This window comes from Necropsobacter massiliensis (assembly GCF_000827595.2).
In the GTDB taxonomy this organism is placed as follows: Bacteria; Pseudomonadota; Gammaproteobacteria; order Enterobacterales; family Pasteurellaceae; genus Necropsobacter; species Necropsobacter massiliensis.
Genome location: NZ_LN776186.1, coordinates 176,872 through 191,043, shown reverse-complemented (window position 1 = coordinate 191,043; position 14,172 = coordinate 176,872). Strand labels below are relative to the sequence as shown.

The 14,172-nt window shown below is 49.4% G+C and carries 15 protein-coding genes; 7 read left to right on the top strand and 8 right to left on the bottom strand.

The genetic code is table 11. From position 1 onward, the window contains the following. Positions 1-7 precede the first annotated feature (7 nt). Together rlmD and recO are read right to left on the bottom strand one after the other, a co-directional pair. Positions 8-1,327, bottom strand: a complete 1,320-nt coding sequence (gene rlmD / locus BN3349_RS07990) for a 23S rRNA (uracil(1939)-C(5))-methyltransferase RlmD (RefSeq protein WP_040976802.1) — start codon at positions 1,325-1,327, stop codon at positions 8-10. Positions 1,328-1,330: 3 nt separating this feature from the next. Continuing rightward, complete coding sequence (gene recO, locus BN3349_RS07985) at positions 1,331-2,017, bottom strand: DNA repair protein RecO (RefSeq protein ID WP_040976801.1); 687 nt, start codon at positions 2,015-2,017, stop codon at positions 1,331-1,333. Positions 2,018-2,247: 230 nt separating this feature from the next. Between recO and BN3349_RS07980 the strand changes: the two genes are divergently transcribed. The 5 genes from BN3349_RS07980 to ruvX all read left to right on the top strand — a co-directional run bounded on the left by BN3349_RS07980 (position 2,248) and on the right by ruvX (position 5,367). Then, positions 2,248-3,303, top strand: coding sequence for a YeeE/YedE thiosulfate transporter family protein (locus BN3349_RS07980; protein ID WP_040976849.1), 1,056 nt, complete (start codon positions 2,248-2,250; stop codon positions 3,301-3,303). A gap of 10 nt (positions 3,304-3,313) precedes the next feature. After that, positions 3,314-3,535 carry a sulfurtransferase TusA family protein gene (locus tag BN3349_RS07975; protein WP_040976800.1) on the top strand — a complete coding sequence of 74 codons (222 nt, stop codon included), beginning with the start codon at positions 3,314-3,316 and terminating at the stop codon, positions 3,533-3,535. Between the two features lie 97 nt (positions 3,536-3,632). Continuing rightward, positions 3,633-4,367 carry a 16S rRNA (uracil(1498)-N(3))-methyltransferase gene (gene rsmE, locus BN3349_RS07970; RefSeq protein WP_040976799.1) on the top strand — a complete coding sequence of 245 codons (735 nt, stop codon included), beginning with the start codon at positions 3,633-3,635 and terminating at the stop codon, positions 4,365-4,367. Between the two features lie 20 nt (positions 4,368-4,387). Further along, the gene (locus BN3349_RS07965; protein ID WP_040976798.1) at positions 4,388-4,945 is read left to right on the top strand and encodes a YqgE/AlgH family protein; all 558 of its coding nucleotides are present in this window, start codon (positions 4,388-4,390) and stop codon (positions 4,943-4,945) included. Further along, the gene (gene ruvX / locus BN3349_RS07960) at positions 4,945-5,367 is read left to right on the top strand and encodes a Holliday junction resolvase RuvX (protein WP_040976797.1); all 423 of its coding nucleotides are present in this window, start codon (positions 4,945-4,947) and stop codon (positions 5,365-5,367) included. The genes BN3349_RS07965 and ruvX overlap by 1 nt, the downstream gene beginning before the upstream one ends. Before the next feature lie 98 nt (positions 5,368-5,465). On the opposite strand, the gene BN3349_RS07955 is transcribed toward ruvX, so the two are convergent. After that, on the bottom strand, positions 5,466-6,149 hold the full coding sequence (locus BN3349_RS07955; protein ID WP_040976796.1) for a 2,3-diphosphoglycerate-dependent phosphoglycerate mutase: 684 nt from the start codon (positions 6,147-6,149) through the stop codon (positions 5,466-5,468). A gap of 190 nt (positions 6,150-6,339) precedes the next feature. On the opposite strand from BN3349_RS07955, the gene envC reads away from it, so the two are divergent. Then, positions 6,340-7,569 (top strand): murein hydrolase activator EnvC, encoded by a 1,230-nt coding sequence (gene envC / locus BN3349_RS07950; protein ID WP_082024894.1) that lies wholly within the window; start codon positions 6,340-6,342, stop codon positions 7,567-7,569. Next, positions 7,566-8,414: a divergent polysaccharide deacetylase family protein gene (locus BN3349_RS07945; RefSeq protein ID WP_040976795.1), complete on the top strand. Its 849-nt coding sequence runs from the start codon at positions 7,566-7,568 to the stop codon at positions 8,412-8,414. Before envC ends, BN3349_RS07945 begins: the two co-directional genes overlap by 4 nt. A gap of 40 nt (positions 8,415-8,454) precedes the next feature. On the opposite strand, the gene BN3349_RS07940 is transcribed toward BN3349_RS07945, so the two are convergent. The 5 genes from BN3349_RS07940 to hslO all read right to left on the bottom strand — a co-directional run bounded on the left by BN3349_RS07940 (position 8,455) and on the right by hslO (position 14,170). Beyond that, complete coding sequence (locus BN3349_RS07940) at positions 8,455-9,987, bottom strand: YifB family Mg chelatase-like AAA ATPase (protein ID WP_040976794.1); 1,533 nt, start codon at positions 9,985-9,987, stop codon at positions 8,455-8,457. A 103-nt stretch (positions 9,988-10,090) separates the two neighbouring features. Next, on the bottom strand, positions 10,091-10,708 hold the full coding sequence (yihA, locus tag BN3349_RS07935; RefSeq protein WP_040976793.1) for a ribosome biogenesis GTP-binding protein YihA/YsxC: 618 nt from the start codon (positions 10,706-10,708) through the stop codon (positions 10,091-10,093). Positions 10,709-10,728: 20 nt separating this feature from the next. Next, a complete protein-coding gene (gene trmL / locus BN3349_RS07930; protein WP_040976792.1) occupies positions 10,729-11,208 on the bottom strand; it encodes a tRNA (uridine(34)/cytosine(34)/5-carboxymethylaminomethyluridine(34)-2'-O)-methyltransferase TrmL in 480 nt (159 codons plus the stop codon). A 222-nt stretch (positions 11,209-11,430) separates the two neighbouring features. Next, positions 11,431-13,047 (bottom strand): phosphoenolpyruvate carboxykinase (ATP), encoded by a 1,617-nt coding sequence (pckA, locus tag BN3349_RS07925; RefSeq protein ID WP_040976791.1) that lies wholly within the window; start codon positions 13,045-13,047, stop codon positions 11,431-11,433. 253 nt (positions 13,048-13,300) lie between these two features. Further along, positions 13,301-14,170, bottom strand: coding sequence for an Hsp33 family molecular chaperone HslO (gene hslO, locus BN3349_RS07920; protein WP_040976790.1), 870 nt, complete (start codon positions 14,168-14,170; stop codon positions 13,301-13,303). Positions 14,171-14,172: the final 2 nt, after the last annotated feature.

Below are 14,172 nucleotides of genomic sequence, written 5' to 3'. Positions count from 1 at the left end.
TTTCTTCCTATTGTCGTTTTTCAAACAGGCTGATGCTTTCCAAATGTCCCGTATGCGGAAACATATCGATCATCGCCGTTCGTTTCAACTGATAACCTGAATTCAATAAGATTTCCGCATCCCGCAGCAGCGTCGCGGGATTACAAGAGACATAAAGGATTTTTTCCGCGCCTAAACCGCACAGCGCATTGAGTGCGAATGCGGCACCACTGCGCGGCGGATCAAGCAAAATCTTATTGAATTCGCGTTTTGACCACTGTTGTCGTATAAACGGTTGGTCGAGATCCCCTCGGTAAAATTGGACATTAGTGCAATTATTTCGTTCCGCATTTTTTACCGCTTTTTCCACCATCGCGGAAACACCCTCAATACCGACCGCACTTTTCGCCAGTCGGCTGATAGGCAGCGTGAAATTACCCATGCCGCAGAATAAATCCAGCACGTTATCCTGTTTCGTGAGCGCCAGCCAGTCCAGCGCGGTGTCAACCATTCGCCGGTTCAGCGCGGCGTTAACTTGAATAAAATCCGCAATATCAAACTGTAGGCGCAGATCGTCGTTCAGCTGATAATAAGGTGATTCGCCGTGCAACTGTTCAATGCGCTCGTCATCCTGCACAAACAACATCAAATTCTGCTGCTCGGCAAGCCGTTGCAGTAAAGTGCGGTCGGTTTTCGCCAGATTTCCACGCTGGCGCAGCAACAGTGCCAGTCCGTTATCGGCGACGGTCAGTTCCAGATGTCCCAGCAATTTCGGCTGCGACCAATGGGCAAAAAGTGCGGTCAGTTTCGGCAGTAAATCGTTAATCGGCGCTTCCAGCACCGCGCAGCCTGTAATCGGTACAATCTGTTGCGAGTTTTTGCGCCGAAACCCCAGCGCGACGCCGTTATGCTTGCCGTTACAGCGTATGGCAAAATGCGCCCGACGGCGATAATGCCAAGGTTCGCCGACGATCATCGGCATAAATTCGATGCCCTGCGGCTGCAATTTGCGCAAGCGCTGAAACAGCGCATTCTGTTTCGCCCGACGCTGCAACGCGATGGCGATATGTTGCCCTTGACAGCCGCCGCATTGCTGATAATAAGCACAACGCGGCAAACAGCGCTCCGGCGCAGCATGCAGAATGTTCACCGCCCGTCCTTTTCCGTATTGCCGCTTTTCCTCAAGCACGGCAACCCGCACGGTCTCGCCGGGCAACGCATTTTCCACAAACCAAGTTTTGCCGTTGACTCTCGCCACGCCCAAGCCCTGATAGTCCAATTCCAGAATATTCGCCTCAAATGCCGGCACCGACTTTGTATTTTTCTGCGGGGTATAAAATAACGCCATGATTTATCTTCGATATAAAACGGATTGAGTAAACAGTTCGCGGCTTTTCAGCGGTTTTGCGCCCAAATAGGGTTTCAGCGCAATTCGGATAAAACGTTTCGCCGCCTGTAGTACGGCGGGATCAGTAAATTCCTGTCGCGCAAAAGCAAGCAACTCCCGCCCGTAAAAAGTGAGATTGTCTTTGATTAGTGAAGCGATAAAGCCTTTTTCTGCCCGATAACGATAGGTCATATCTGCATCCACCGGCTCGCCGGAACCCGCGCAATGACAAAAATCCACACCGTATCCCATGGTATGTAACAAACGGAACTCAAACCGGCGCAAACCGCTTTCAAGCTGCTCGGGCGCAGCGGCAAGCGCAGTCAGACAGTGCAGATAATCCTGAAACAATTGCGGATAGGCGGTTTCCGCCGCCAGCAAACGCATAATCAGCTCATTCACATAAAATCCGCTGTAAAGCGCCTCGGTTCGCAGCGGCAGACTAATGGCAGCAGGTTCCGCTTTGGTTAACGTTTTCAGCTCGCCGCGCCCGCTCCAGCGCAGCAGCAGCGGGGTAAAGGGTTGCAAAATGCCCTTCTGGGGCGAACGTTTTGCCCGCGCCCCTTTTGCCAGCAGCGTCAAACGTCCCGTTTCCTCGGTAAACACATCCACCAATAAACTTGTCTCGCCGTAAGCACGGCGATGCAGCACAAAGCCCCGTTGCCAGTTTTCGATAACTCAACCCTTACCTTTAAGATATCACTTCAAACGGCATCTATTTTATCAGATTTTTCACCGCACTTTTCAGCTTTATTTGTGCTATTTTCTCATTCGTTTAATAACAAATTATTATAACTACGAAGCAAAAATTATTGGCGTCGTGCAAAGCGCTTTGCCGATAATAACGCACTTTTATTATTTGTGTCATGACAGGAGTTTTTATTATGTTCAGCGGACTTTTATGCGGCATGCTGCTGGGTTTTGTGATGCAGCGCGGGCGTTTTTGCATTACCGGCGCATTCCGCGATTTATATATCACCAAAAGCAATAAAATGTTTATCGCTTTGCTGATTGCCGTCAGCATTCAATCAGTGGGGTTTTTCGCCTTAAAACAAAGCGGTCTGCTCAGTGTTGAACCGGCGGAGAATCTGGCGTTTTTCGCGGTATTGCTCGGTGCTTTCGTATTCGGCATCGGTATCGTGCTGGCGGGCGGGTGCGCCACCGGCACATGGTATCGCGCAGGTGAGGGATTGATCGGCAGTTGGGTGGCTTTATTCACTTACATGCTGCTCAGCGCCATGATGCGCAGCGGACCGTTAGGGGCATTTAACGACGCCTTGCGCGGTATAACGATTGAACACCGCACAATTTACGATTCTCTCGGCATTTCCCCGTGGTGGCTAGTCACCCTATTAAGCGCTGTAACCTTATTTTACGTTTTCCGCCATCTTACCAAGCCACGAGCTAAGCTGGCCGCACTAAAACCGAAAAAAACCGGTCTGGCGCACCTTTTATTTGAAAAACGCTGGGATCCGTTCTTCACCGCAATCTTGGTCGGCTTAATCGCACTGGCAGCTTGGCCGTTAAGTGTGGCGACTGGGCGGGAATTCGGATTGGGAATCACCGGACCGTCCGCCAACATTATGCAGTATCTGATCACCGGCGAAAGCAAATTCATTAACTGGGGCGTTTATCTGGTGTTAGGCATTTTCGTCGGTTCGTTCATTGCGGCAAAAGGCAGTAACGAATTCCGTTTCCGCGTGCCAGACGTCACCACGCTGTTACGCAGCGCAGTCGGCGGTATGCTAATGGGTATCGGCGCGACACTGGCGGGTGGCTGTTCTATCGGTAACGGCTTGGTGGAAACCGCCTTTTTCTCTTGGCAAGGCTGGCTGGCATTGCCGGTAATGATCGCAGGCACTTGGGTTGCCGCCTATTTCACCATTATCCGCCCGCAGCAACTTAAATTAGCGCAAATATCATTTAACGCACCATAAGGAGAACAATATGATCGTAAAACTAAAAACCACGGGATTAGTTTGCCCGTTTCCATTAGTCGAGGCAAAAGCGGCAATGGCAACCTTAGCTAAGGGTGACGGTCTGCAAATTGAATTTGACTGCACTCAAGCAACGGAAGCCATTCCGAACTGGGCGGCAGAAGAAGGTTATACAGTCACGGATTTTGAACAGATCGATGACGCCAAATGGACGATCACCGTCGTAAAATAACGACGGCGATAACGAATATTCAATAAAGTGCGGTGAATTTTTTCACCGTTTTTTTATTTCTGTTATGATAAGGCAAATTTTTTAATTCCGAATAATTATGAGAATACCCAGAATTTATCATCCCGAACCGTTGACCGAAACAAGCCGCTGCCAGCTCAGCGAAGATGCCGCTAATCATGTGGGGCGCGTGCTGCGTATGCAAGCGGGCGAGCAGCTTGAATTATTCGACGGCAGCAACCATATTTATAGGGCGACGATTATCCGTGCGGATAAAAAAGCCGTCGAAGCAAAAATCAACCAACGATGCCTTGATGATCGCGAAAGCAATCTGCATATTCATCTAGGACAGGTTATTTCACGCGGGGAGAAAATGGAGTTTACTATCCAAAAATCCGTCGAACTCGGGGTCAATATTATCACGCCCTTATGGTCGGAACGCTGCGGTGTGAAGCTGGATGACGAACGCATGGAGAAAAAAATCCGCCAGTGGCGGAAAATTGCTATCGCAGCCTGCGAACAATGCGGACGTAATGTGATTCCGCAGATTCGCCCGATGATGAACTTGCAGGACTGGTGCGCAGAACAAGACGGCAGCCTGAAACTCAACCTGCATCCACGGGCGCAATACAGCATCCGTAGTCTGCCGAACATTCCGCCGGCGGGCGTGCGTCTGCTGATTGGCTCGGAAGGCGGCTTATCGGCGCAAGAAATCGCGCAAACAGAACAACAGGGCTTTACCGAAGTGCTGTTGGGCAAACGCATATTACGCACCGAAACCGCAGCGTTAACGGCGATCAGCGCCTTGCAGGTTTGTTTCGGTGATTTGGCTTAATTTATTGAGATACAAGAGATATGGAACTACAGAATCACTTTCTTATCGCGATGCCGCATCTGGAGGATGAATATTTCAATCGTTCCGTGGTGTATATCTGCGAGCATAACGAACAAGGCGCTATGGGGCTGGTACTGACCCGACCGACGGATTTAAGTATTGCCGAACTGTGTGCGAAAATGAATTTTATGATGGCGGATAACCGTCGTTATCCTAACGAACTGGTATTGGCGGGCGGCCCGACGAACCTTGAACGTGGCTTTATTCTGCATACCGCCGCACCGCGCCCGTTCCAGCACAGCTATAAAGTTACCGATAACTTATATCTGACCACCTCAGCAGATGTCATCGACAGCTTCGGCACCCCCTTGGCACCGCACAAATACTTGGTCGCGCTCGGCTGCGCCAGCTGGTCGCCGGAGCAGCTGGAACAGGAGATCGCCAACAACGACTGGCTGATCGCGCCTGCCAACGAACGGATTTTATTTGATGTGCCTTGCGAAGAACGCTGGCTGGAAGCCAATCTGCTGCTGGGCATCCATAATCACAACTTTGCTTATCAGGCGGGGCATTGTTAATGACGCTCACTGCACTCGCTTTTGATTTCGGTACCCGCAGCATCGGTTGCGCCGTCGGACAAAGCGTCACAGCAACGGCGCAAGCGCTGCCGGCATTTAAAGCGCAGGACGGCATTCCAGACTGGGCGAAAATCGAAAAATGTCTGCGTGAATGGCAGCCGGATATTATCGTTGTCGGTTTGCCGCTGAATATGGACGGCACGGAACAAGCGCTGACGGCGCGCGCCAGAAAATTTGCCAATCGCCTGCACGGTCGTTTTGGCATTCGTGTGGAATTACAAGACGAACGTCTGACCACAACTGAAGCAAGAAGTGAAATCTTTACCCGCGGCGGCTACCGCGCCCTGGAAAAAGGCAAAGTGGACGGCATTTCCGCCTGCTTGATTCTGGAAAGCTGGTTTGAAAGCTGCAATCAGGCATAAAACTCAGTGAATTTGCACCGCACTTTTGCCTATCATACCTGTGTTGACTGCAAAAAAATTCCCCGCATTCATACGGGGAATCTTTATCACATCATCACTTACAGATAGAATTTATCCACAAAGTTTAATTTATCATCCAGTTTCAACACTAACGGCTGACCGGTCGGAATTTCAAAATCCATAATATCCGCATCGGAAATACCGATAATGTGTTTTGCCAGTGCGCGCAGCGAGTTACCGTGCGCGGTAACCAGGACGCGTTTGCCAGACAGCAACGCCGGCGCAATCTGATCTTCCCAGAACGGCAGTACGCGTTCCAAGGTTACTTTCAGATTTTCACCGTCTGGAATCACATCGGCCGGTAAATGCGCATAACGGCGGTCATTATGGGCGGAATTCGGATCTTTCGGGTCCAACAACGGTGGCAACGTGTCATAAGAACGACGCCAAATATGCACCTGTTCGTCACCATATTTTTCCGCTGTGGCTTTTTTGTCTAATCCCTGCAATTCGCCGTAATGACGTTCATTCAAGCGCCAGCTCTTCACCTGCGGAATCCATAACTGACGAGATTCTTCCAACACGATGTTACAAGTTTTGATCGCGCGGGTTAACACGGAAGTGAACGCAATATCAAATTCATAGCCAGCATCCAATAATTTTTTACCGGCCGCTTTCGCTTCTTCCACACCGCGTTCGGTCAGGTTTACATCGCGCCAGCCGGTAAATAAGTTTTTAGCATTCCACTCACTAAAACCGTGGCGAATAAATACTAATTCCATAAAAAAATCTCCTCGTGTCGAATAAAAAATACTGGGCACTTTATAGCAAAATTTTCCTGCTTTTAAAAGCGAAAAGCGGTGCTTTCCTGATCTTCCGCAAGAATTTACAGGAATTTTACACAGGAATATTTAGAGCCTGAAGGCAAATAATGATATATTTATCCCTCGGTTGGAAATTCAGGATTTGGGTATGCCGTTGTCACTCAAAATAAGCAAAACAATAAAAAAACTCACCGCACTTTTCTGTGCCGGAATCGTATTGTCGTTTTCGGTACACGGCAATGACTTGTCTAAAATCCAGCAGCAAATCAAACAACAGGAACAAAAAATCGCCGAACAAAAGCGGGAACAAAACAAACTGCAATCCACCTTAAAAAATCAGGAAACCCGAATTAACGGCGTACTCGGTGAACTGCGCCAGACCGAATCGGATCTGAAAGAAATCCGTAAGACGATCGCTGATACCGACAAACAAATCAAACAGCTGGAAAAACAAGAAGCGGCGCAGAAAAATAAATTGGCAAAACAATTGGATGCGATGTATCGTTCGGGCATCAATCCTACTACGCTGGAAAAATTGTTTTCCGAAGATGCGCAAAAAGCCGAACGCATGAAAGCCTATTATGACCATATGAATCAGGCGCGACTGGTGCTGATTGAAGAGCTGAAAGCCACGCAATTGCAACTGGCGCAGGATAAACTTACGGTGCAGGAACAGCAAAAAGCCCATCAAAATCAATTAGCCAGCCAGAAAAAACAACAGCAGGATTTGCAGAAAGTCCAACGCGAACGGCAATCTACACTGAACCAGTTAAATCGCAGTCTGGCGCGGGATCAAAATAAACTGGACACACTGAAAGCCAACGAAAACGCCTTACGCCGCCAGATTCAACGGGCGGAACAGGCAGCTCGCGAACAGGAAAAACGCGAACGCGAAGCGCTGGCACAAAAACAGCGGCAGGAAGAACGGAAAAACCAGAAACCTTACACCCCAACCGCACAAGAAAAACAGCTGCTGTCCGGCTCCGGCGGATTAGGGCAACCGAGAAAACAATATGCTTCTCCGGTGTCGGGTAAAATCCTCAACAGTTTCGGTTCCAGCCAAATGGGCGAGCTGAAATGGAAAGGTATCGTCATCGGTGCGGGAAGCGGCACACCGGTTAAAGCCATTGCCGACGGGCGAGTGATTTTATCTAGCTGGCTACAGGGATACGGTTTGATGGTGATCGTCAAACACGGGGAAAATGATCTCAGCCTGTACGGTTATAATCAAGCGGTGTCGGTAAAAGAAGGGCAGTTGGTCAGAGCCGGACAAAAAATCGCGGAAGTCGGCTCGTCCGGCGGTCAGGCGCGCAGCGGGCTTTATTTTGAAATTCGCCGCAAAGGTGTAGCGGTCAATCCTACGGGCTGGTTGAGATGATAAAAAAAACCATACAAAGTGCGGTCAAAATTTCAATGATTTGCGCAGCCTTTTTCTGTTCTCCGACGATGGGTGCAAACCACGGACAGCTTGCCATTGTAATCGATGATATCGGTTATCGTGCAAGGGAAGATGCCGCTATTTACGCGCTACCGAAAGAAGTCTCGGTGGCAATTATTCCTTCCGCACCCTATGCCGAGCAACGCAATCGGCAGGCTCAGCAACAAGGACGCGATATTCTGATCCACATGCCGATGCAACCGTTAAGCAACCAGAAAATCGAACCCGGCGGGCTGACGCTGGGCATGAGTCAGGATGAAGTCAACCGGCGAGTGCAAAATGCTAAAAACATTGTTTCCCACGCTATCGGCATGAATAACCACATGGGCAGCGCAGCTACTGCGGATACGGATTTAATGACCAAACTAATGAGCGCGCTGCACGCACAACATCTGTTTTTTCTCGACAGCCGCACAATCGGACGCTCGGTAGCTGGCAAAATCGCCGCACAGCAGGGCGTGATATCGCTGGATCGGCATATTTTTCTCGATGATAGTGATAATTTCGCCGACGTTCAGCGCCAATTCAATAATGCGCTGCATTACGCCCGCAAGCACGGTAGCGCCATTGCTATCGGTCATCCGCGCAAAAATACCGTTGCCGTATTACAGGCGGGCATTCGCCATTTACCGACCGATATTCAGCTGGTCGGTATCGGCAGCCTGTGGCGGCATGAAAAAGTCGTTCCGCCGAAACCGTTTATTATGCTGTTTAACACCCAACCGGCGCCGACCTCCGCACCGCCGTTTACGGCTATTCCGCTGCTACGCGGCATACCGAAATAACATTCGGTTCTGCCGACCAATTTAAGCGAGCAATGCCGCCTTACAGATTATTCGACAGCTTCTGCAACAGTCGGTCCATCGCACGATATCCCAGCGCTTCCGCCAAATGCGGGCGAGCAATTTGCGACTCCTGATTGAGATCCGCGATTGTGCGCGCGACTTTCAAAATACGGTGATAAGCACGGACAGACAGCCCCAGCTTAGTCAGCGCATTTTCCAGAAATACGGCATCATCGCGGCAAAGCCGACAATCCCGTTCAATTTCTCTGCCGCTGAGATGCGCATTGATTTTTCCTGCCCGGGCAAATTGTATTTCACGAACCCGTAAAATTTTCGACCGCACTTTTTCGCTGCTTTCGCCCCGTTCACCAAGCTGTTGCAACGCGCCCTGTGGCAGTAGCGGCACTTCAATGGACAAATCGAAACGATCCAAAAAAGGCCCTGATAATCGGTTCAGATAACGCATCACCTGTTGCGGCGAAGTGCGATTATGCTGCCCGGTGTAATGTCCGGTCGGGCTGGGATTCATCGCGGCAATCAGCTGAAAACGCGCCGGAAAACGAATTTTCGCATTGGCTCGGGAAATAATAATCTCGCCGCTTTCCAACGGCTGACGCAAAGCATCCAGCACCTTGCGCTCGAATTCCGGCAGCTCATCCAAAAACAGCACGCCGTTATGCGCCAGCGATATTTCGCCGGGTTTAGGTAACGTGCCGCCCCCCACCAATGCTGGCAATGAGGCACTGTGATGCGGCGCACGGAACGGACGCTGCTTCCAGTTATGAAAATTCAGTTCATTTTGCACTAGACTGGTGACCGACGCGGTTTCAATCGCTTCCTGCTCGGACATTTCTGGTAGCAATGCGGTTAATCGGCTTGCCAACATGGTTTTTCCCGTTCCCGGCGGCCCCAGAAATAATAGATTATGCTGACCGGCAGCAGCAATAATCAGCGCCCGCTTCGCATGCTGCTGACCGATGATATCGGTTAAATCTTTGCGGTTTTCGCTCGACAAGTCCGATGCCTTCGGCGTATTGGCAACGGTCGCCAGCGGCAATGGCGCCTGATCGCTGAGAAATTGCGCGACATCCAGCAGCGAATCAGCAAAATAAGAATCCTGATCGGACACCAGCGCCGCTTCGTTCGCATTATGACGGGCAATAATCAGACTACGCCCCACCTTTTTCGCTGCCAATATCGCTGGAATCACACCATGCACTCCGCGCAAACTGCCGGTCAGCGCCAGCTCGCCCAGTAATTCGAAACGCTGTAAATTTTTTGCGGCTATTTGCCCGGATGCCGCCAGAATGCCCACCGCAATCGGTAAGTCAAAGCGTCCGCCCTCTTTCGGCAAATCGGCAGGCGCAAGGTTGACGGTGATACGTTTCGGCGGGTATTTAAAATTTGCGTTCAACAGCGCACTGCGCACCCGATCTTGCGCCTCCTTAACAGTTTTTTCTGGCAACCCTACCAGCGTAAAACCCGGTTTACCGTTGCTCAAATGCACTTCAATAGTAACCGGCGGTGCCTGTACGCCCATAGATGCGCGACTATAGACAATAGCTAATGACATAATAATTCTCACATGACCGAATTAGCAGTTACTATAAAAACAGCGCGCGCCGAAACAAATCGAACGCACGCTGTTTTGCGATCAAGATCGTAAAAATACTATGTTATGCCGCAAAAAGCGGGGCAAACCAGCTATCCAGTTTTGCCGACAGCCGTTCAATACCGATTTTATTTTGTGCAGAAAACACTTCCACCTGTATGTCGCCCTGAAACGGCAAAATCGCCTCACGAACCATTTTTACCTGTTTGCTGCGCGCACTCTGACTGAGTTTATCGGCCTTAGTCAGTAAAATCAGCACCGCTAACTCCGCCGACACCGCCCATTCCACCATTTGCTGATCCAAATCTTTAAGCGGATGACGAATATCCATTAACACCACCAGCCCACCCAAGCATTCGCGTTTCTGCAAATATTCGCCGAGGGCTTTCTGCCACTGAATTTTCATTTGTTCCGGCACTGCGGCATAGCCGTAGCCCGGTAAATCTACTAACTTACACTGCGGTTCCACTTCAAACAAATTAATTAGCTGAGTGCGCCCCGGCGTTTTGGAGGTTCGCGCCAAATTTTTTTGGTTAGTCAGCGCATTCAGCGCGGTGGATTTGCCCGCATTGGAACGCCCGGCAAAGGCAATTTCAATGCCCTCATCCTGCGGCAGCGCCTTGATCGTCGGGGCGCTGGTCAGAAACCGGGTTTTGTGATAGTTCAGTTTTAGCTCAGTCATGTCATTCTCTTTGCTTATTGTCATTTAAGGTTGATATTCACTGCGCCTTGATAACCTAACTGGCGCCAAGCTTCATAGACCGCCACGGCAACGGAATTGGATAAATTCATACTGCGGCTGTTTGCCGTCATCGGGATCCGAATTTTACGTTCCATCGGCATATTGTCTAAAATCGTCATCGGAATACCGCGCGTTTCCGGACCGAACATTAAATAATCGCCCAATTCAAACCGCACTTCACTGTGTGCCGGTCCGCCTTTAGTGGTCATGGCAAACAAACGCGCCGGATTTTCCGACTGTATAAAACGGTCAAATGTTTTGTGCTTTTTAATCTGCGCAAACTCATGATAATCCAGCCCGGAACGGCGCAGGCGTTTGTCATCCCAAGTAAAGCCAAGGGGTTCGATAAGATGCAGGCGAAATCCCGTATTGGCGCACAGTCGAATGATATTCCCGGTATTTTGTGGAATTTCAGGTTCATATAACACAATATCTAACATAATTTTCTCTTGATTTAAGGTACCAAAATCTCATTGCGCCCGACGGCGATGCGCTTGCCGTCGGCATCAACGTGCCATGCGGTGGCTTGCAGCAGCAAGCGGTTCGGGCGGGCAATTCAGCACCCGGTAAAATAGCACAAGTCAGCCAAAATAACGAAAAAATAAACCGCACTTTAGCGCGATGTCCAAAGTGCGGTGGAATTATAGCAGGTTTTTTAACGCTTACGCTTTCGGACCTGCTTCAATTAATGCTTTACCTTCGTCATTGGTTGCATATTTTTCAAAGTTTTTCACGAAACGGCTTGCCAAATCCTGTGCTTTTTCCTGCCATTGGGCTTTATCGGCATAGGTATCACGCGGATCCAAAATTGAAGAATCGACGCCCGGCAAGGCTTTCGGAATGGCGAAGTTAAAGATTGGCAACGAACCCATTTCCGCTTTATCAATGGAACCGTCCAAAATCGCATCAATAATACCGCGCGTATCTTTGATTGAGATACGTTTACCGGTGCCGTTCCAACCGGTATTGACCAAATAGGCTTCCGCACCGGCAGCTTCCATACGTTTAACCAACACTTCTGCATATTGTGTCGGATGTAATGTCAGGAATGCCGCACCGAAACAGGCGGAGAATGTTGGAGTCGGTTCGGTAATGCCGCGTTCGGTACCGGCTAATTTCGCGGTAAAACCAGATAAGAAATAATATTTAGTTTGTTCCGGCGTTAATTTAGACACTGGCGGCAACACACCGAACGCATCGGCACTGAGGAAAATCACTTTTTTCGCATGACCAGCTTTGGATACCGGTTTAACGATATTATCAATATGATAAATCGGATAAGAAACACGGGTATTTTCAGTTTTTGAACTGTCGTCAAAATCAACCGTACCGTCCGCCAGCACTACCACGTTTTCCAACAGCGCATCGCGACGGATTGCGCGGTAGATATCCGGTTCGTTTTCTTCCGACAGTTTAATGGTTTTCGCGTAGCAGCCGCCTTCGAAATTGAATACGCCGTCATCATCCCAACCGTGTTCGTCATCCCCGATCAGCTGACGTTTAGGATCAGTGGAAAGCGTGGTTTTACCGGTGCCAGATAAACCGAAGAAGATAGCCACATCGCCCGCTGAACCTACGTTGGCAGAACAGTGCATTGCCGCCACGCCGCGTAACGGTAGGAAGTAGTTCATCATTGAGAACATACCTTTTTTCATTTCGCCGCCGTACCAAGTACCGCCGATTAACTGCACGCCTTCAGAAATATTGAATGCCACGAAGTTTTCAGAATTCAGCCCTTGTTCTTTCCAGTTCGGATTGGTGACTTTTGAACCGTTCATTACTACGAAATCCGGTTTGAAGCCTTGCAATTCTGCGGCGGAAGGACGAATAAACATATTAGTGACGAAATGCGCCTGCCATGCCACTTCGGTTACAATTCGCACCGCTAGACGGGTGTCCGGATTGGCGCCGCAGAACGCGTCAACCACAAATAAGCGTTTGCCGGACAGTTGTTTGGTAACCAGCTCTTTTAAGCTCTGCCATGTGGACTGATTCATCGGTTTATTATCGTTTTTCGCCGCTTCGCTGGTCCACCATACGGTATCTTTGGTTTTTTCATCCAACACGATGTATTTGTCTTTAGGGGAACGACCGGTAAAAATCCCCGTATCCACCGCGACTGCACCGGATTTGGTCACCGTACCTTTTTCAAAGCCTTGTAAACCCGGTTTGGTTTCCTCTTCAAATAATTGTTCATAACTCGGGTTATAAACAACATTTTTCACATCGTAGATACCTAGTTCGCCAAGTTCGCTGATTACTTTGTTTACATCTGTCATAATACACCTCGATTGAAAGTTAATATTTAAAGTTGAGACAAAAACTGTTCAGCATTATATGTAAAGCGAGGGGAAAAAAATGTTAGATTGATCTCAAAATTGAAAAATAATTGGAATTTTTCTAAGAATAGTTGAGATTAATGATATGAATCAAACTATCGCCACCAATTACACCGCATTCAACCAAAACTGCAAAGCAATGTTGCCGGCGAGCGCTCAACAACGCGGGAGCTCGCCCGCGTTTTGATACCGTTTAATCAGCCTGTGCTTTGAGCTGCTCAATCGCTTGTTTGTTAAAGAAATAATGGGTACCGCAGCATTCGCACTGCATATCAATGCTGCCATTGTGTTCAGCCAGAATCTCATCGATTTCTTCATCAGAAATTAAGCGCAACGCCGCACCAGAACGCTGCTGCGAGCAGCCACAATGAAATTCGACCGATTGCGGCGGATAAATTTCTACGGTTTCCTCATGATACAACCGATACAGCAGTTCTTCCGCGCTCAGGGCAAAAAGCTCTTCATCTTTGACTGTGGCAGTTAAGGTGGCGAGGTGTTCAAAATCCTGCGCTGAACCTGTGCCGTCCGGCACGATTTGCAACAGCATGCCCGCCGCCACCGGTTTGCCTTCAAATTCGCCGCTGCGGATAATTAACTGAGTTTGCAACTGCTCAGAACGAATAAAATAATCCTCCAGACATTCGCTCAATGTCGGTTTATCCAGCGGAATAATGCCTTGATAACGCTCGCCTTCCTGCGGCGCAACGGTGATCACCAGCACGCCTTTGCCGACCATTTGAGTTAAACTCATATTATCCTCAATATCGCCCTGCAAGCGCGCCAACGCGCGGATTTGCTGACTGTCCGTGCCATTAACCAGCGCCAGTTTAAGCGCGCCGTCACCCTGAATCTGCACGGTAATGTCGCCTTTGAACTTTAAGGTGGCGGTTAATAAATTGGTTGCCGCCATCATTTCGCCCAACAAATTCCGCACCGCTTTTGGATAATGGTGAGTATTAAGCGTATCGCTGAAGGTTTGATTGAGGCGAACCCACTCGCCACGTACGGCGCGCTGTTTGAACAGATAGCGGTAAAGTTTGTCGTTGTCGGTTTGGTAATTCATTG